General features: G+C 53.6%; 15 protein-coding genes. 8 read left to right on the forward strand and 7 right to left on the reverse strand.

The window, feature by feature from the left end; all coding sequences use genetic code 11:
* Window positions 1–55: 55 nt before the first annotated feature.
* The 4 genes from creD to creA all read right to left on the reverse strand — a co-directional run bounded on the left by creD (window position 56) and on the right by creA (window position 4,112).
* Window positions 56–1,420 carry a cell envelope integrity protein CreD gene (gene creD, locus RT120_RS11885; protein WP_312982831.1) on the reverse strand — a complete coding sequence of 455 codons (1,365 nt, stop codon included), beginning with the start codon at window positions 1,418–1,420 and terminating at the stop codon, window positions 56–58.
* Window positions 1,421–1,497: 77 nt separating this feature from the next.
* The gene (gene creC / locus RT120_RS11890) at window positions 1,498–2,925 is read right to left on the reverse strand and encodes a two-component system sensor histidine kinase CreC (RefSeq protein ID WP_312982832.1); all 1,428 of its coding nucleotides are present in this window, start codon (window positions 2,923–2,925) and stop codon (window positions 1,498–1,500) included.
* On the reverse strand, window positions 2,925–3,614 hold the full coding sequence (gene creB, locus RT120_RS11895) for a two-component system response regulator CreB (protein ID WP_312982833.1): 690 nt from the start codon (window positions 3,612–3,614) through the stop codon (window positions 2,925–2,927). Before creB ends, creC begins: the two co-directional genes overlap by 1 nt.
* 12 nt (window positions 3,615–3,626) lie before the next feature.
* The gene (gene creA / locus RT120_RS11900) at window positions 3,627–4,112 is read right to left on the reverse strand and encodes a protein CreA (protein ID WP_312982834.1); all 486 of its coding nucleotides are present in this window, start codon (window positions 4,110–4,112) and stop codon (window positions 3,627–3,629) included.
* Between the two features lie 185 nt (window positions 4,113–4,297).
* On the opposite strand from creA, the gene robA reads away from it, so the two are divergent.
* A complete protein-coding gene (gene robA, locus RT120_RS11905; protein ID WP_312982835.1) occupies window positions 4,298–5,170 on the forward strand; it encodes an MDR efflux pump AcrAB transcriptional activator RobA in 873 nt (290 codons plus the stop codon).
* Here the strand turns inward: robA and gpmB are convergent.
* Window positions 5,167–5,814 (reverse strand): 2,3-diphosphoglycerate-dependent phosphoglycerate mutase GpmB, encoded by a 648-nt coding sequence (gene gpmB, locus RT120_RS11910; RefSeq protein ID WP_312982836.1) that lies wholly within the window; start codon window positions 5,812–5,814, stop codon window positions 5,167–5,169. The genes robA and gpmB overlap by 4 nt on opposite strands.
* Window positions 5,815–5,868: 54 nt before the next feature.
* Here gpmB and yjjX point away from each other — a divergent pair, with 54 nt between their 5' ends.
* Window positions 5,869–6,384 carry an inosine/xanthosine triphosphatase gene (yjjX, locus tag RT120_RS11915; RefSeq protein ID WP_312982837.1) on the forward strand — a complete coding sequence of 172 codons (516 nt, stop codon included), beginning with the start codon at window positions 5,869–5,871 and terminating at the stop codon, window positions 6,382–6,384.
* Here yjjX and trpR read toward each other — a convergent pair.
* On the reverse strand, window positions 6,375–6,704 hold the full coding sequence (trpR, locus tag RT120_RS11920; protein ID WP_312982838.1) for a trp operon repressor: 330 nt from the start codon (window positions 6,702–6,704) through the stop codon (window positions 6,375–6,377). The genes yjjX and trpR overlap by 10 nt on opposite strands.
* Before the next feature lie 61 nt (window positions 6,705–6,765).
* Window positions 6,766–8,700: a murein transglycosylase gene (gene sltY / locus RT120_RS11925; RefSeq protein ID WP_312982839.1), complete on the reverse strand. Its 1,935-nt coding sequence runs from the start codon at window positions 8,698–8,700 to the stop codon at window positions 6,766–6,768.
* Between the two features lie 232 nt (window positions 8,701–8,932).
* On the opposite strand from sltY, the gene ettA reads away from it, so the two are divergent.
* From ettA to RT120_RS11955, 6 genes are all read left to right on the forward strand, one after another.
* A complete protein-coding gene (gene ettA / locus RT120_RS11930) occupies window positions 8,933–10,600 on the forward strand; it encodes an energy-dependent translational throttle protein EttA (protein ID WP_312982840.1) in 1,668 nt (555 codons plus the stop codon).
* Between the two features lie 427 nt (window positions 10,601–11,027).
* Window positions 11,028–12,005, forward strand: a complete 978-nt coding sequence (locus RT120_RS11935) for a KpsF/GutQ family sugar-phosphate isomerase (RefSeq protein WP_312982841.1) — start codon at window positions 11,028–11,030, stop codon at window positions 12,003–12,005.
* A 67-nt stretch (window positions 12,006–12,072) separates the two neighbouring features.
* Window positions 12,073–13,224 carry a capsule biosynthesis protein gene (locus RT120_RS11940; RefSeq protein ID WP_312982842.1) on the forward strand — a complete coding sequence of 384 codons (1,152 nt, stop codon included), beginning with the start codon at window positions 12,073–12,075 and terminating at the stop codon, window positions 13,222–13,224.
* Window positions 13,225–13,247: 23 nt separating this feature from the next.
* Window positions 13,248–14,918 (forward strand): polysaccharide biosynthesis/export family protein, encoded by a 1,671-nt coding sequence (locus RT120_RS11945; RefSeq protein WP_312982843.1) that lies wholly within the window; start codon window positions 13,248–13,250, stop codon window positions 14,916–14,918.
* Between the two features lie 52 nt (window positions 14,919–14,970).
* Window positions 14,971–16,992 carry a capsular polysaccharide biosynthesis protein gene (locus RT120_RS11950; RefSeq protein WP_312982844.1) on the forward strand — a complete coding sequence of 674 codons (2,022 nt, stop codon included), beginning with the start codon at window positions 14,971–14,973 and terminating at the stop codon, window positions 16,990–16,992.
* 14 nt (window positions 16,993–17,006) lie between these two features.
* Window positions 17,007–18,191, forward strand: coding sequence for a capsular biosynthesis protein (locus RT120_RS11955; RefSeq protein ID WP_312982845.1), 1,185 nt, complete (start codon window positions 17,007–17,009; stop codon window positions 18,189–18,191).
* Window positions 18,192–18,238: the final 47 nt, after the last annotated feature.

Raw genomic sequence — 18,238 nt, forward strand, 5'->3', positions numbered from 1 at the left:
CCCGGCCAGCAGCGACAGATAAAAAGGGCGGAAATTCCGCCCTTTTTGCTTTACTTTACTTCCACAATCTTTCCCGCTCGTCCCCTTCTGCTACCTGCGGTTTTAATCGCGGCGTGCGCTTTGATAACGCGTACCAGTCGATATGACGCGTCAGGAACATCACTGTTGTCAGGACTACCAGCAATACCGCCGCCCCCAACAGCAGGGCGCTTTCCTGCGAACGTAGCAATTGCCACAACACCGCATCCAGTGTTAACAGCCCTGCGCTGAAGGCCAGGCTTCGCTTCCACCCTTTCATGACGGCCTGTAGATAAAAACCGTTTATCAGAGCACAAACGAGACTGGCGCTTAGCCACGCCAGATTAAATCCAATGTGTTCAGACAGCGCCAGCAACACCAGATAGAACATCACCAGTGACATCCCAACCAACAGATACTGCATCGGGTGCATCATGGTTGCCGTTAAGGTTTCAAAGATAAAGAACGCCATAAATGTCATGGCAATCAGCAGCACCGCATATTTTACCGCCCGGTCGATAAGCTGATACTGATCGGCTGGGGTTTCCAGCGTCACGCTAAAGGCGGGCAATCCATTAATTTCACGGTATAAATCCCCACCCTCTTCAAACGTGGTGTTGATGTTGTTAGCAAACCAGGTGCTCCTCCATAACGCTTTAAAACCACTGGCGCTGACTTCACGTTCCCGCGGCAGGAAGTCGCCAAGGAATCCTGGGTGCGGCCAGTCACTGGTGAGCGATAACTGGCTCATTCGGCCCAGCGGCACGACGGAAAAAGAACCTGTCCCGGTTAATTCCATGGAAAATGCCAGATTGAGTTGGTCATCCTGATAAAGGCTATCGGGAATATTTACGTGTACCCCCTGCTTCAGGGAAGCCAGCCCTGTACCCGGTTCAATCTCGGGGAGCGCGTTATCGTTAATGGTCACCTTTCCGACTTTCCCGATACCGCGTGAATCACCAACGGCAAGCACAATAAATGGCTTACCGATTTCAAAACCGGGCTTGCGCCATTCATTAAATTTTCCGGTATTAAAAACGGCACGGACTTTCATGGCCGTAGACCAAACTTGTCCATCATAAATGCCGATATGGCGCGTCTCGATTTGCTGATTTCCATCAATCACCAGATCATCGGGCAAATAATAATGAATAAAACTCGACGGCTTCGTGACCTCTTTGCCTCCTTCCTGCACCGAGATCATTTCCGTAATGGGTAGCGCAATGAGCGGACCCAGCAGTTTTTGCGGGCCACTGGTGCTTTGCTCGAGAGAATTTTTGACATCGTCGCGATATTGCGAACGTTCGTTAATTAAGCCTTTCAGCATCGATAGCGGCAGCAGCAATAAAATAACGCTGCCGATCAGAACCCCAATTTTGATTAATAACGGTGATTTCAGCATAAGCCCTCCTGTGAATTGAGGGCACTGTACGCAGTGAAAATGGGGGCTAAATGAAGTTATGTGAAGTTCAGGTGAAGTCAGGCCACCGGCAAATGAATGCAGGCTTCCACACCACCTTCTGGCCTGTTGCGAAGCGTAACGTTACCCAAATGAAGCCGGGTCACCTCCTGGACAAACGCCAGCCCCAGGCCACTGCTTTTCATGCCGTGGCTACGCGGCAAAGAATAAAAACGTTCGAATACTCGCTCCAGGGCAAAATCAGGAATACCGCTGCCGGTATCCGTGACGGTCACCAGGCATTCCTCATTCTGTTGGGCTGCCCGCACCTCCACCGTACCGCCTGGCGGGGTAAAATCTATCGCGTTATCAATCAGGCTGCTTAACGCCTGCGCAAGCAGTTCCCTGTCACCCGCAACCACAATGCCCGTCGCGCTGCCATCGCCTACCAGCAATCTGATGCCGCGTGTGGCCGCCTGCGGGGCATGGTTTTCCATCAGCATCTCAAACAGCGAGGCGACTTCAATCGGCGTACGATGGATTTCCAGCTTATTTTCCAGTTTGGCCTGTTGGAGCAGCTTTTCTATCAGTTGCTGCATCCGAAGATTTTGCTGAAGGATATTGTCGCTAAACCGGGTGATGACATCCGGCGGCGGCGCTTCACGCAGGATCTCCGCCGCGCCGCGAATGGCGGCAAGCGGGCTTTTCAGCTCATGGGTTAACGCGTGAACGTACTGCTCAATATAATTTTTACCTTCCAGGCGAACGCGCATATTTTCCAGCGCGTGGGCCAGCTTGCGCAATTCGCTGCTGCCGGGATTGGGCAACGGCACAGGCCGATCCTGGGTGACGGCGTCGGCGTAGCGCACCAGTTTACTGATAGAACGATTGATCCACAGCGCCACGCCCAGGCCGATTAATAATGCGATCCCCAACAATGCCGCGCCGGCAATCAGGATCCGCCGTTGACTGCGGCGGATCACCGGCTCCAGAGCGCTGTTCGGTTTCCCTACCGACAGAACGCCGATAATCTTGTCATTATTTCTGACGGGTGCCGCCACATACATCACCGAACTTTCTGGATCGTTGGGATCGCGTGGAGAACTGCGCGCGCCATACTTCCCGCGCAGCGTCAGCCAGACATCGTTCCAGCGTGAATAATCCTGCCCCAGCGCCTGGCCCGATGAGTCATAAACCACCTTTCCTGTGGCGTCCGTGAGATAAACGCGGTACTCATTTTTGTCTTTAATGATGCCGGAGATGTTCGCCCTGACCGGATGGCGATTCAGCCGGGCGAATGCGCGCGCCAGTTCCCCCTGCTCAGGCTGGCCGGAGAGCAGATCATCACGGGCGATTTCGGCTAACAGCGTGGCGGAGTCGTTGAGCATGCCTTCGGTGGCGCGGCGCACACCGGGTTTGATCTCTTCACCAAAGATAGAAATCACAAACCACGCCGCCACGGCGACAATCAAAAAATAGCCCAGCAGCAAGCGCATTCCGAGGCGCATTAACACACCACCAGGCTGTAGCCTAAACCCCGATGGGTGTTAATGGGCGATAACGCCGGATTGATCTCGCGTAATTTGGCCCGCAGGGTTTTGATATGCGTATCAACGGTGCGATCGAAGCTTTCCTGGGCATCCTGCCAGACGTGATCCATCAGCTGCTGGCGCGAGAACACGCGTCCCGGTGCCTCCAGCAGCATTTTCATCAGCAGGTATTCGTAGCGGGTGAGTTTCAACGGTACGCCGCACCAGACAACGGATGCCGCAAGGGTATTCAGCTCAAAAGAACCGATTCTCAGTACGCTTTCAGGTTCTTTTACGCGGTTCACGCGGCGCAAAATAGTGCGTACGCGCGCGCAAACTTCGCGCGGCGAGAAAGGCTTCGCCACATAGTCGTCTGCGCCCATTTCCAGCCCCAGCAGTTTATCGACTTCATCGCTGCGGGCCGTTAAAAATAGTACGGGTAACGCCGGGTTTTTCGCGAGTAGCTGGCGGCACAGTTCAAATCCGCTGATATCCGGTAACCCGACATCCAGAATGGCCAAATCCGGCGGTTCGGCATGAAACACGGCCAGCGCTGGCAGGGCGCGCTCGAAAGTCCGCACGCGGAACCCTTCCTGCTGCAACACATAACCCAGCGTTTCGCTGATGCTGATTTCGTCTTCCACCAGCCAGATCAGGGAAGGGGTCATCCGGATATTCCTTTATGGTTGTTGCGGGCTATTCCACGGCATGATTGGCACGGCGCTGAGCGCGTTTTTCGGCGAACCGTCCACCACTTTATCGGAGTAAGTGAGATAAATGAGGGCGTTACGTTTCATATCATAAAAACGCACCACCTGAAGTTTCTTGAATACCAGCGAAGTGCGTTTTCGGAACACCACTTCACCCTGCGCTTTGCCGCTTTTGATTTTTTCCGAAAGCGTAATCGGCCCCACCTGCTGACAGGAAATGGCTGCATCGGACGTGTCTTCTGCCAGCCCCAGCCCGCCTTTAATACCACCGGTTTTGGCACGGCTAATATAACAGGTCACGTTTTGCACATCGGGATCGTCAAAGGCTTCAACCACGATTTTATGGTCCGGGCCTAACCACTTGAATACGGTATCCACCGAGCCAATTTCTTCCGCGTTCACACTCGCGCTCAGGCCCAAGCAGAATGCTGCCAGGGTTAATGCTTTATATTTCATATTGTTACCAATTGAGAATGTTGATGATATAAATATCTTTAAATTTCACGTTATTATTAATTTGAGAATATATTAAGGCCAAATCTGGCACATTTTGTTAAAAAAAACACCCATCGCTAAAAGACTAAACAATGCTACTATCCGCTACCGAAAACACCCAGGTGTATTATGGATGAGGAAAATGTATGGATCAGGCCGGGATTATTCGCGATTTGCTAAGTTGGCTGGAAGGCCATCTTGATCAACCCCTGTCTCTCGATAATGTGGCAACGAAAGCCGGTTATTCCAAGTGGCATCTGCAAAGAATGTTCAAAGAAGTGACGGGCCATGCTATCGGCGCTTATATTCGGGCGCGCCGCCTGTCTAAATCTGCTGTCGCCCTGCGTTTGACCTCGCGGCCTATTCTGGATATCGCGTTACAATACCGCTTTGATTCGCAACAAACCTTTACCCGGGCCTTTAAAAAACAGTTCTCAGTGACGCCAGCGCTTTACCGCCGCTCACCTGACTGGAATGCGCAGGGTATGCGTTCGCCGCTCAGCCTGGATAATTCACCGCTTCCTGTCCATGAATTCGTCACGCTTCCCGTATTGCACCTGACAGGGCTAACCCAAAGCTACGTCTGCTCTCTGGAGGAGATGGCTGAATTACGCCACGAAATGCGCGTTCAGTTCTGGGAAGCGTTTCTGGGGAATTCACCGGATATTCCGCCCGTGCTGTATGGACTGAATGAATCCCGCCCAAGCCTGGAAAGAGACGACGATCAGGAAGTGCTTTACACCACCGCCCTGTCGCCCGATCTGATCAACGGCCATATTCAGGATTGCCATCCGGTGACGGTAGAAGGCGGCGATTATGTGCAGTTTACCTATGAAGGGCTGGGAACCGGCTTGCAGGAATATATCTTTTTCCTGTATGGCACCGTGATGCCGAAGCTGGGCCTTACGCGCCGTCGCGGCGTAGATATTGAGCGCTACTTCCCCGCTGAAGATGCCAAACGTGGCGAGCGCCCAATCCAGTTGCGTTGCGACTATCTGATCCCGGTCCGCCGCGCTTAGCGCTGTAACTCATCCATCGCGGGAGCGTCCAGATGCGAGACGTCGCCCGCTGTTTCCACTACCCATCCCGACGCCAGCCAGGCGCTTTCCTGGTAATCCACGCGTGAAATCGAGCAGTTACGCAACCGCAAGCGGCGCTCCGCCCAGGCCGGCAGGCCAAGAATGGTACTCACCAGGCAACCCAGCGCCATCCCGTGGCTGACCAACAGCGGACGGCTACCTTTCGGCAGTGACAGGCACGCATTCAGCGCGGCATGCATCCGCTCGCTGAGTTCAAGCATCGATTCGCCATCAGGAATACGGCCATCGGCAGTGCCGTTAACCAGCTGACGACGCCAGCCTTCTTCCTCTTCGGTTAACGCATCAATATGGCGCTGTTCCAGTACGCCCATATCCAGCTCGCGCAGACGCGGATCGTAAGTCACTTCGCAGCCGCAGGCATCGGCGATAATTTCCGCCGTGCGGCGCGTCCGCCCCAGATCGCTGGCAATCACGTGGGTAATGCCCAGCGTTTTGACGCGCTCCCCCACCTGAAAAGCCTGGCGCTCACCTTTCTCGGTGAGTTTGCTGTCAGACTGGCCCTGAATGCGACGCTCTGCATTCCACTGCGTTTCACCGTGACGAACAAGGTATACCTGTAACATGCTTTTTATCCGTTATACTGCGACGATATTGATTGAGACGAGACGTTAAACATTATGTACCACGTTATCTGCGCTACCACTAATCCCGCCAAAATTCAGGCGATTCTGCAGGCATTTAACGAGATATTTACATCAGGATCCTGCCACATCACCTCAGTGGACGTCGAGAGCGGCGTGCCGGAACAGCCTTTTGGAAGTCATGAAACGCGGCTCGGCGCACGCAATCGCGTCGCCAATGCCCGCTCGCAGTGCCCGGACGCTGATTTCTGGGTGGCAATTGAAGCCGGCATTGACGACGACAGCACCTTCAGTTGGGTGGTCATTGAAAATGCGCAGCAGCGCGGTGAAGCGCGATCCGCCACGCTGCCCCTTCCCGCCGTGATCCTGGAAAAAGTGCGCGCGGGCCAGGCCCTCGGGCCGGTGATGTCGGCGTATACCGGTATTAATGAAATCGGCCGTAAAGAAGGCGCGATTGGCGTGTTTACCGCCGGCGCGCTGACCCGTAGCAGCGTTTACCATCAGGCGGTAGTGCTGGCGTTATCGCCGTTTCACAACGCCGTTTACCGCTGAGTTTTCAGCAGGATCTCTTCAAGCCAGGCGTGTAACTCCACCGGGGCAGACTTCAGGCTATTAGAGCCGCGCGTAATCGTGGCGATCCCCGCGCCCAGCTCGCTTTTCAGTTCGCGCTGGCTCATCTCGCCGCGCAGCAATTCTTCAATAATACGCACGCGCGTTCCCAGCGCCGTCCGTTCGTCCGGCGTCAGGAGCAGCGTTAATAAAGGAAGATGAAGCTGGTTGTCGAAGGACTGCTTCAGGAGATCCACAAAACGTAGCCATTCCTGTTGGCTCTGTTCATCCTGCGCTGCAGACCAGGGTGATTGTTGAGTCATGTTATGCCGCCCTACCTTCATACTATTTAACTAGTACAGCAGCATAACATATTGCTCATCATCAGTAACGACGTTGCCACTCATTCTGGGTCATCAGAACCGGTTTATCGCCCATGAAATAACGGTAGTAGGCGTCATAAGCCAGCACGTTTTTCACATAGCCGCGGGTTTCTGAGAACGGAATACTTTCGACAAACGCCACCGCGTCGATCCTGCCTGCGCTGTTGCCAAGCCATGTGCGTACCCTGCCCGGCCCGGCGTTATACGCCGCCGAGGCGAAAATGCGGTTATCGCCAAACTGCTGATACACCGATTCCAGATACTGAGTACCGATATTGATATTGGTTTCTGGGTCAAGCAGCTGATTCACGCCGCTGTAACCAGAAATACCAAACTTCTGCACGGTATGGGTGGCGGTGGCGGGCATGATTTGCATCAGCCCCGACGCGCCAACCGGCGAGCGCACTTTCGGGTTCCAGGCGCTCTCCTGGCGGGCAATCGCCATCGCGTAGCTTTGTGAAATGTCTTTACCGCTGACGTAGCGCTTGAACAGGTTTTCATAAGCCAGCGGGAAACGCTCTTCCAGATGATCCCACAGCTTACCGGCAATGGTGGCCTGCACGCTGAGATCCCACCAGTCGCGGTCAAACGCATAACGCGCCAGCGCCGCCTGCTCCTGGCTGGGGCGGCTGGTGATCAGGTTCGCCCATTCGCTGCGCGCGGTGTTATCCAGCCCCCAATACATCAGCTCGCGCACCCGGGCCATCTCAGCCCCCTGGAATAATGCAGCGTCCATTTTCGGGGCTTTATCCACCCGCAACGGATAATCTTCATTCAGCCGCTGGGCCGCTACCATTGGGTAAAAGCCGCGCTGCTGCATCAGCGAGCGCAGGATTTGATTGGCTTCTTCAGTGCGTCCGCGCTCCAGCAGTAAATCAGCCTGCCAATAGCGCCACTCGTCCTTTTCTTTGGCTTCCATCGGCAGCCGCGCCAGCCAGGTATTCAGCCCGACACGATCGCCCGTGCCCAGCGCAATACGAATTCGCCGCTCGATAAGCGACGTCGACTCCGAACGCATAATCACATCGTCGCGCCAGCGGGCCTGCTCGCTGGTGATGTCGTTGCCCATCAGACGCCACGCCACCAAATCGCGCAACTCCTGTGCCTGCGCGTCGTTAAGCTGTTGCGCCTGCACCAGCGATGGGATCATCAACCGGGCATTTTCTGCATCCTGGCGCGCCACGCTGGCAAAAGCCACTGCCGCCATCTGGCGGGTAAAATCGGTCGAGCCGACGCTTCGGGCAAAGGTCAGCACGCTATTAGGATCGTTCGCCAGGCTGACAAGGGCGCTGGAGACGGTCTGGTAATCCGCAGGCATCTGCGACGCCAGATTGCTGACGAGGCGAGTATTGCCCTCTTTCATTGCCAGCCGGATGCGCTCAAGGTACGCCAGCGGATCCTGCTGTCCGGAACTGCGCCAGGCGGAAAACAAGCGGTCGCAGGCCGACGGTAAATTCTTCCCGGTCAACCAGATCTCTTTCGCCCCGCTGTACGCGGTAACGGTATCGCCGGTGTTCCACTTCGCATAGTAATAGTTGCATTTCGCTTCCGTCGCGGAAGGCGCCTGCGGACTAAAGGCCAGCAGCCCGCGCCAGTCTTCCCGGCGCGCCAGTTCATTGACAAACCGGTTGGTCAGGGTCCGGGCGGGGGGCAGCGTTGGGTTAGCGCGGACGAACTGCGTAACGGTCAACGCCGGCTGATTCATGAGATCGTCGGTTAACTGGCGGTACTGCAAATAGGGATAGAGCGGATACTCGGTCAGGGTGGGCATCAGTTGCGCCACGGTATCCATCTGGCGGTTATCCCATGCCTGCTTCACCTGGGCGTAGCGGCTGCGCTGCGCTTCCAGCGAATCAGCCCATACCGTCTGGCTGATGGTCATCAGACACACGCCCGCAGTCAGCACTCGCCAGGCGGTCTGTTTAGCTTTCATCACTCGAAATCCCTCATGATGGATTAACGGCTGCGGCATCATGCCGCTGTAATACGATACTTTATGCTAACCAGGGGATTGCGGTTGCGCCACGTCGCGGACACTTTTTTACTTTTGCCGCGGGCTGCGGGCGAGCTAACACTCCGCGCCCACGATGCTGGGATTAGCCAGGGAAAAAGGCTACACTTCGCCACTAATCACATCACCAATGAATATAAAGAGGCGAAGTCGCAACGTGGCTCAATTCGTTTATACCATGCATCGTGTCGGCAAAGTGGTTCCGCCGAAACGCCATATTCTTAAAAACATCTCTCTGAGCTTCTTCCCCGGTGCAAAAATCGGGGTACTGGGCCTGAACGGGGCCGGTAAATCTACCCTGCTGCGCATCATGGCGGGCATTGATACCGATATCGAAGGCGAAGCGCGTCCGCAGCCTGGCATTAAAATCGGTTACCTGCCGCAGGAGCCACAGCTCAACACCGAACATACCGTACGTGAATCCGTGGAAGAAGCGGTTGCCGAAGTGGTTAACGCCCTGAAAGGCCTCGATGAAGTGTATGCCAAATACGCTGAACCGGACGCCGACTTCGATAAACTTGCCGCGCAACAGGGCAAATTCGAAGAGATCATCCATGCCCACGACGGCCACAACCTGAACACCCAACTGGAGCGTGCCGCCGATGCGCTGCGCCTGCCGGACTGGGATGCCAAAATCGCCAATCTCTCCGGGGGTGAACGCCGCCGCGTCGCGCTGTGCCGTCTGCTGCTGGAAAAGCCAGACATGCTACTGCTCGACGAACCGACCAACCACCTGGATGCGGAATCCGTGGCCTGGCTCGAACGCTTCCTGCACGACTTCGAAGGCACCGTCGTGGCCATTACCCACGACCGTTACTTCCTCGATAACGTTGCCGGTTGGATCCTGGAGCTGGACCGTGGCGAAGGTATTCCGTGGGAAGGCAACTACTCCTCCTGGCTGGAGCAGAAAGATCAGCGTCTGGCTCAGGAAGCGTCTCAGGAAGCGGCTCGCCGTAAGTCCATTGAGAAAGAGCTGGAGTGGGTACGCCAGGGCGCGAAAGGCCGTCAGTCTAAGGGCAAAGCCCGTCTGGCGCGTTTTGAAGAGCTTAACAATACCGAATACCAGAAACGTAACGAAACCAACGAACTGTTTATTCCGCCGGGAGCACGCCTGGGGGATAAAGTGGTTGAAGTGACTAACCTGCGTAAATCCTATGGCGATCGCCTGCTGATCGACGATCTGACCTTCTCAGTACCGAAAGGCGCGATTGTCGGCATCATCGGTCCAAACGGCGCGGGTAAATCCACCCTGTTCCGCATGATGTCAGGCCAGGAACAGCCGGACAGCGGCACCATCACCCTGGGTGAAACCGTGAAGCTGGCGTCTGTGGATCAGTTCCGCGACAGCATGGACAACAGCAAAACCGTGTGGGAAGAAGTATCCGGCGGGCTGGATATCATGCGTATCGGCAACACCGAAATGCCAAGCCGCGCCTATGTGGGCCGTTTTAACTTCAAAGGCGTCGACCAGGGCAAACGCGTGGGCGAACTGTCCGGTGGTGAGCGTGGTCGTCTGCACCTGGCGAAGCTGCTACAGGTAGGCGGCAACGTGCTGCTGCTCGACGAACCGACCAACGACCTGGATATCGAAACCCTGCGCGCGCTGGAAAACGCCCTGCTGGAATTCCCGGGTTGCGCGATGGTTATCTCGCACGACCGTTGGTTCCTTGACCGTATCGCTACTCACATCCTTGATTATCAGGATGAAGGTAAAGTGGAATTCTTCGAAGGTAACTTCACCGAGTACGAAGAGTACAAAAAACGCACCCTCGGCGCTGACGCGCTGGAGCCGAAGCGTATCAAGTACAAACGTATCGCTAAGTAACGAAAATGGCCCTCAAGCAGAGGGCCATTTTTTTATCCTTCACCACTGCTATTATTAGCAGTTGAGCACTTCTTTGATTTATTGAGATAATTTTACCCCGGGTAAAACAGGGACCAGGGGACATTGGTTGAACGATCTCTTCGCTCTTTAACCCTATTGTCAGATTTTTCTCATTGTCCTTGTTTCGACAGTTCTACTGTGTTAAAAATCCCCTGCTTTTCCGCTTGCTTGTAGTACTTTGGTACTACGCGAATGCTTTGTTTGACATTAACGTTAGCAATATTTGCTTCATTCCCTCCAGTATTGCTGTTCAGCGCTAATCCTGAAGCACGACGCCGTAGACGAAATACGCCAAGATTCATTACCGAATTTAATGATTAAGTTCAGTCACGGCCTCCCGCTGCGACGATCTTTCAAAGGAATGAGTATGCCTGAGCAATCCCAAATTGACGTAACGCCAATCATTGTGGACGCAACCCTGATTGGCTCGGTTCAACGCACCTTAAGCGAACAAGGCCAGGCCTTGTCCAGGCTGTCGCACCAACTCGACGCGGCACAATACGCCACCGCCCTTAAAATGATGCTGGAATGCAAAGGCCATGTGATCCTGTCCGGCATGGGAAAATCGGGGCACGTGGGCAGGAAGATGTCCGCCACGATGGCCTCCACCGGCACACCCAGTTTCTTTATTCATCCCGCTGAAGCCTTTCACGGCGATCTGGGGATGATTACGCCTTACGATCTGTTGATTTTGATTTCCGCCAGCGGTGAAACCGATGAGATCCTCAAGCTGATTCCGTCGCTGAAAAATTTCGGCAATCGCATTGTTGCCATCACCAACAACGGTCAATCCACCCTCGCAAAACATGCCGATGCGGTGCTGGAATTGCATATGGACAGCGAAGCCTGCCCCAACAATCTTGCGCCGACCACCTCCACCACGCTCACGATGGCGATTGGCGATGCGCTAGCCATTGCGTTAATGGAAAAACGGCAGTTCCGCTCTGACGATTTTGCCCGCTATCACCCAGGCGGTTCTTTAGGACGCCGGCTGCTTACCCGCGTCAGCGATGTCATGGTGGGCCATGTACCTACCATCGATGCCCAGGCCGACTTTAAAAAAGTCATCCAGGAAATCTCCAGCGGCTGCCAGGGCATGGTGGCGGTGACCGTAGCGCAACGCCTGGCGGGAATTATCACCGACGGCGACCTGCGTCGTTTTATGGAAAAACATGACGATTTCCTGACGGCCACCGCTGAACAAATGATGACGCGCCAACCGCTGACAATCAGCCCGCAAATGATGGTGGTGGAAGCCGAAGAGATTATGCAGAAACGCCGCGTCTCTTCGCTGCTGGTCACTGAAAATGACGACATCGTCGGCTTATTACGTATTTTCAATTGATGATTTGACAGGGATTTCCTGCAAAAGAAACCGAGCGTAAATCGCTCCTGTAGATGACGAAACTGGCATGTTTATTGAGAAAGTAAGAACCGGTATTCCAGCGGTAAAGCGTAGATTGGCTGTTATTAATCTGGAAACTATTCAGCGACATTTGGGAAAATTAGTCGTGTTGATCCCAATGACGCTGCTGATTATCTATCTGGTGATTTTTAGCCAACCACGCTATGTCAGCGAATCTACCGTAGCCATTAAGCGTTCCAGTGATATCGACGGCAGCAGCCTCAACGTGGGGCTGCTGTTAGGCGCATCCAATCCCAGCTCGGTCGAAGATGCCCTGTATCTGAAAGAGTACATCAACTCGCCGGATATGCTGGCTATCCTCGATAAGCAACTTAACTTTCATGAGGCATTCAGCCAGAGCGGCCTGGATTTTCTCTATCATCTACCGCAGCACGTGACCGCAGAGAAGTTTCTGGATTATTACCGCAACCGCATCGCGGTCTCCTGGGATGATAAAAACGGCCTGTTAACCATCCAGACACAGGGCTTCACCCCGGAATTCGCGCAACGCTTCAACCAGGCGGTACTGAAAGAATCCGAGCGCTTTATTAACGAACTTTCCCACCGTATCGCCAGGGACCAACAGCAGTTCGCCGAAAGCGAGATGGAAAAAGCGCGCGCCAAACTGGATGAAAGCAAACGCCTGCTGCTGACTTATCAGAACAGCAATAACGTGCTCGATCCGCAGGCTCAGGCGCTGGCCGCCAGTACCCTGGTCAACACCCTGATGGGCCAGAAGATCCAGATGGAAGCCGAGCTGCGAAACCTGCTGACCTATCTGCGCGAAGATGCGCCGCAGGTGGTGAGCGCGCGTAATGCCATTGATTCTCTTGCCAGCCAGATTGACGAAGAGAAAAGCAAAATCACCGCGCCGGACGGCCATAAGCTCAACCGTATGGCGGTGGATTTCGAAGAGATCAAATCCCAGGTGGCGTTTGATACCGAAATCTACAAGCTGGCGCTCACGTCAATTGAAAAAACGCGCGTTGAATCGGCCCGTAAGCTGAAAGTGCTGTCTGTGATCAGCTCGCCGCAACGTCCTGAAGAATCACGCTTCCCGAATATTCCTTACCTGCTCGCCAGCTGGTTGCTGGTGTGCGGTTTACTGTTCGGAACCATAAAACTGCTGTTGGCGGTTATTGAAGATCATAAAGATTAATAAGAGTCATCACTGAGTTTGCTATGAAATTATTAAAATGGATTTGCGTCGCCCTGGCCTGTCAGTTAGCACAGGCTAACGCCGTTGGCATTAATGCCGACCCTAACCTCACGGGCGCGCCAATGCCGGATCTGCTGCCTGGCCAGAACCAACCAGCCGTTTCCAGCGATGGGTTTGATAACTCGCCTCCTCCCGCCAGCGCGGCGTTAATGAGCCGTATGTTCGGTGCCCAGCTTTTCACTTCTTCTACCGCAGACAGCGGCGCCAGCATCGGTTTTAACCCGAGCTACGTGATTGGCCTGGGCGATACCATCCAAATCCGCCTGTGGGGCGCTTTCAGCTTCGACGGCGCGTTAACGGTGGATCCGAAAGGGAATATCTTCCTGCCTAACGTCGGCCCGCTGAAAGTCGCCGGGATCACTAACGGGCAGTTGAATGCTTTAGTCACCAGCAAAGTGAAAGAAGTGTACCAGGCGAACGTTAACGTCTATGCCTCGCTGGTGCAGGCGCAGCCGGTAAAAGTGTTCGTCACTGGCTATGTCCGCAATCCTGGCCTTTACGGCGGCGTAGCGTCTGACTCGCTGCTTTCGTACCTGAGCAAAGCGGGCGGCGTTGACAGCGATCGCGGCAGCTATGTGGATATTGTCGTCAAACGCGGCACCCGCGTGCGCTCGCGTGTCAATCTGTATGACTTCCTGCTCAGCGGCAATCTGGCGCTGTCGCAGTTCTCCGATGGCGACACCATCGTGGTTGGCCCACGCCAGCACACCTTTAGCGTTGAAGGCGACGTGTTCAACAGCTATGACTTTGAATTCGCCAACAGCACCATCCCTGTGACTGAAGCCCTGAGCTGGGCGCGGCCTAAGCCGGGTGCCACCCATATGACGATTATTCGCCAGCAGGGCACCATGAAGCGCAGCGAATATTATCCGCTGAGCTCTGCGCCGGGCCGCACCTTGCAGGATGGCGACAAACTGGTTGTCAGTTCCGACCGCTATGCCGGCACTATCCAGGTACGTGTAGAAGGCGCACACTCCGGCGAGCACGCTATTGTGCTGCCGTACGGCGCAACGATGCGCCAGGTCCTGTCGCAGGTGCGCCCGAACAGCATGTCGCAGATGGATGCCATCCAACTGTACCGCCGCTCCGTGGCGCTGCGTCAAAAAGAGATGCTCGACGTATCCCTGCAAAAACTGGAGCAGGCTTCGCTTTCCGCACAATCATCCACGCAAGAAGAAGCGCGCTTACGCATGCAGGAAGCGCAGCTGGTCAGCCGCTTTGTGGCTAAAGCCCGCACCGTGGTGCCTAAAGGCGAGGTGGTGCTGAACGAGAAAAACATCGACTCGGTACTGCTGGAAGATGGCGATGTGATTAGCATCCCGGAAAAAACGTCTCTGGTGATAGTTCACGGCGAAGTGCTGTTCCCGAACGCCGTAAGCTGGGAGAAAGGCCTGGATCCGGAAGAGTACATCGAGAAATGCGGCGGCCTGACGCAGAAATCGGGTAACTCCAAAATCATCGTGATCCGCCAGAACGGTGAAGCGCTGAACGCCGATGACGTTAAAGAAATGCGTGCCGGTGACGAGATTATGGTATTGCCGAAGTACGAGTCGAAGAACATCGAAGTTACGCGCGGTATTTCCACGATCCTGTACCAACTGGCCGTGGCGGCAAAAGTTATTCTGACGTTGTAACCATCGGCCCTGCCCCTACGTGGGCAGGGTTAATCAGGGAGAGGCATACACGGTGTTAGGCATTTTTTCCGGTGGTATCTGGCGCATTCCGTTTCGCGAAAGCTTTTTGCCTGGACCCCATCAAAAATTGTCATCACAACGCCCGGTCCCGCCGGGTATTGAGGCCGTTGCGGTGTGGGGCTTTCGTCCCAGCGCCCGTAAGCCTGTCGACCTGGCACAAGCGGCCCGGTTGCCTGTCGTGCGTCTTGAGGATGGTTTTATCCGTTCGCTTGGGCTGGGCGTAACGGGTTGCCCACCGCTGTCGATGGTCGTTGATTACCAGGGTATGTATTACGACGCCTCTACGCCAAGCACGCTCGAAGCCCTGATTCAGGATACCGCTGGCAACGCGCCGCTGATAAACGAGGCTCGCCAATTGATGGCGGACATCGTCAGCTACGATCTCTCTAAATATAATCAGGCTGCGCCCTGGATCCCCGATGCCTGGTCCGGCAAACAGGTGCTGGTGGTCGATCAAACCGTTGGCGATGTCTCCGTCAGCAAAGGCAATGCAGACCCTTCACGTTTTACAGAAATGCTGGAAACCGCGCGGCGTGAAAACCCTGATGCGCGGATCCTGGTGAAAGTCCACCCTGATGTACTGTGTGGTAAAAAAGCAGGCTATTTCGCCGGGCTGCGCAACGACGCGCAAATCCAGCTTTTCGCTCAGGATGTTAGCCCGCAGTCGCTGCTGCGCCATATGGATAAAGTCTACGTCGTGACCTCTCAGTACGGCTTTGAGGCCCTGATGGCGGGTAAACCCGTTGTCTGTTTTGGGCAACCCTGGTACGCCGGATGGGGCCTGACAGACGATCGCCATGCGAATGCCGCCATGCTTGCCGCGCGGCGGCAGCCTGCCACGCTGGACGCGCTGTTCACCGCCGCCTATCTGCGTTATACCCGCTACCGCAACCCGGTAACCGGCGAACCCGCAGACTTGCGTATTGTGATGGAATGGTTGGCCCTACAACGCCGCCATATTTTAGCCCGCGCGGGCCATATCTGGGCACCCGGCCTGAGCTTATGGAAATGCTCGGTATTAAAGCCGTTTCTTAAAACCGCTGATAATCGCCTCAACTTTTCAAAACGCGGTAAAGACGCAACCGCCTGCGTGGTGTGGGGTACGCGCGGCGAAGCGACGTGGCAATCCTCAGCCAATCAAAAATCGCTGCCGCTATGGCGCATGGAAGATGGCTTTATTCGCTCATCAGGCCTGGGTTCCGATTTACTGCCTCCGCTCTCGCTGGTGCTCGATAAAACCGGTATCTACTACGACGCCCGTCGTCCCAGCGACCTGGAAAATTTGCTCAACGCCAGTGCGTTAACCGCATCGCAGTCCCAACGTGCGCAGGCGTTACGCCAGAGCCTGGTGGCGCATAAGCTAAGCAAATATAACCTCGGCGGCGCATGGCAACTGCCTGCCAGGGCCACGGGTAAACGTGTTCTCTTGGTACCCGGACAGGTAGAGGACGACGCCTCCATCGCCACCGGCACGTTATCCATCAACACCAACCGCGATTTACTGCGAACAGTGCGCGAGCGCAATCCTGACGCGTTTGTTATCTACAAACCCCATCCTGATGTGGTGGTGGGTAATCGCATGGGGCAAATTGCCCCGGAAGATCTGGCTGCATGGGCAGATTGTGAAGCGCGGGATGCGGACATTATCGACTGCATCCAGCTAGCCGATGAGCTACACACCATGACCTCGCTTTCGGGCTTTGAGGCGCTGCTACACGGCAAACAGGTCTACTGCTATGGAATGCCGTTTTATGCCGGTTGGGGGCTAACGCATGATGAACATACCCTGCCGCGCCGCGCCCGCAAGCTGAGCCTGGATGATGTGGTTTATCAGGCGCTAATCGCGTATCCAACTTATATCCATCCGGTCCGGCAGGAGCCCATAACGGTAGAGGACGCGGTCAGCGTATTGAAGAGCGCGCCGCGTGGTGAGATGAAGGCTGTGTCAGGATTGATAAGTTGGATAGCTCGTAAAGTAAGAAAAATAAAAATGGTTATAAAAGTTGTTATTTAATGAGTGCGAGCAAAATGAAAAATATAACATCTAATTTTGCAGTAGAGATGCTTCTCAGTGGGAAAAAATATCTTTTGCTACAAGGACCAATGGGACCATTTTTTTCAGATTTAGCAGATTGGTTGATATCTCAGGACCGTGAAGTCACAAGTGTAATATTTAATGGTGGAGATTATTTTTACAATCGTAAAAATAGGCATGTACGGTATACGCAAACAGTACATGAGTTCCCATCATGGCTAAAGAAAACATGGGAGCAGTATAATTTTGACACAATAATATGTTTCGGTGATTGCCGCCCTCTGCATCAAGCCGCCTCTTCATGGTCAAAATCGAAGAAAATTCAATTTTTGGTTTTTGAAGAAGGATATTTAAGGCCGCATTTTATTACCTTAGAAAAACAAGGGGTAAATGCTTTTTCAACACTTCCTAAAGATCCTGACTTCTATAGAAACCACCCACCTTATGAAGAAAAAGAAATTAAACATTTCATTCCATCTATAGCTAAAAGAAATATTCATGCGACGTGGTATTATCTTATGGGAAGTTTATATAAAAAAAATTTTCCGAACTACAGACATCATAAATCATTCTCTCCCATTTATGAAGCACGTTGCTGGATACGTGCATGGTATCGAAAGAAGTGGTATGCACTATTACAGCATAAGCGACTTAATTATTTGACGAACAATCTTGATAATCAATACTTTCTTGCAATATTACAGGTTTATAACGATAGTCAAATCAGAAACCACAGCCCATATGATGACATTAGAGACTATATAAACGAAGTTATTTATTCTTTCAGCAAATATGCATGCTCTTCGGACTATTTGGTATTTAAACACCACCCAATGGACCGGGGCCACAGGCTCTATAGTCCTCTAATTAAAAAGCTTGAAGCTAAATACCATGTCAAAGGAAGAATAATATATATACATGACTTATCAATGCCAAAGTTACTTACCCATTCAAAGGCTGTTATTACGATTAATAGTACTGCGGGTATTTCAGCGCTAATCCACAACAAGCCATTAAAAGTGATGGGAAAAGCGATTTATGACATGAAGGGATTAACTTACCAGGGTAACCTTAACAGCTTCTGGAAAAAACATCATAAACCTGACATGTTATTATTAAATAATTTTCGCAATTACTTATTACAACACACTCAAATTAATAATGTTTTCTATAAATAAGAGTGCTCAGCGCAATAAAAAAGGGCGTTACAAAACGCCCTTTTAAT

The organism is Atlantibacter sp. (assembly GCF_032062175.1).
In the GTDB taxonomy this organism is placed as follows: domain Bacteria; phylum Pseudomonadota; class Gammaproteobacteria; order Enterobacterales; family Enterobacteriaceae; genus Atlantibacter.

What these genes read in the sequence shown, in the direction of transcription:
- creD (WP_312982831.1), bottom strand. Translation starts at nt 1,420, where the DNA reads ATGCTGAAATCACCGTTATTAATCAAAATTGGGGTTCTGATCGGCAGC.
- creC (WP_312982832.1), bottom strand. Translation starts at nt 2,925, where the DNA reads ATGCGCCTCGGAATGCGCTTGCTGCTGGGCTATTTTTTGATTGTCGCC.
- creB (WP_312982833.1), bottom strand. Translation starts at nt 3,614, where the DNA reads ATGACCCCTTCCCTGATCTGGCTGGTGGAAGACGAAATCAGCATCAGC.
- creA (WP_312982834.1), bottom strand. Translation starts at nt 4,112, where the DNA reads ATGAAATATAAAGCATTAACCCTGGCAGCATTCTGCTTGGGCCTGAGC.
- robA (WP_312982835.1), top strand. Translation starts at nt 4,298, where the DNA reads ATGGATCAGGCCGGGATTATTCGCGATTTGCTAAGTTGGCTGGAAGGC.
- gpmB (WP_312982836.1), bottom strand. Translation starts at nt 5,814, where the DNA reads ATGTTACAGGTATACCTTGTTCGTCACGGTGAAACGCAGTGGAATGCA.
- yjjX (WP_312982837.1), top strand. Translation starts at nt 5,869, where the DNA reads ATGTACCACGTTATCTGCGCTACCACTAATCCCGCCAAAATTCAGGCG.
- trpR (WP_312982838.1), bottom strand. Translation starts at nt 6,704, where the DNA reads ATGACTCAACAATCACCCTGGTCTGCAGCGCAGGATGAACAGAGCCAA.
- RT120_RS11935 (WP_312982841.1), top strand. Translation starts at nt 11,028, where the DNA reads ATGCCTGAGCAATCCCAAATTGACGTAACGCCAATCATTGTGGACGCA.
- RT120_RS11940 (WP_312982842.1), top strand. Translation starts at nt 12,073, where the DNA reads ATGTTTATTGAGAAAGTAAGAACCGGTATTCCAGCGGTAAAGCGTAGA.
- RT120_RS11945 (WP_312982843.1), top strand. Translation starts at nt 13,248, where the DNA reads ATGAAATTATTAAAATGGATTTGCGTCGCCCTGGCCTGTCAGTTAGCA.
- RT120_RS11955 (WP_312982845.1), top strand. Translation starts at nt 17,007, where the DNA reads ATGAAAAATATAACATCTAATTTTGCAGTAGAGATGCTTCTCAGTGGG.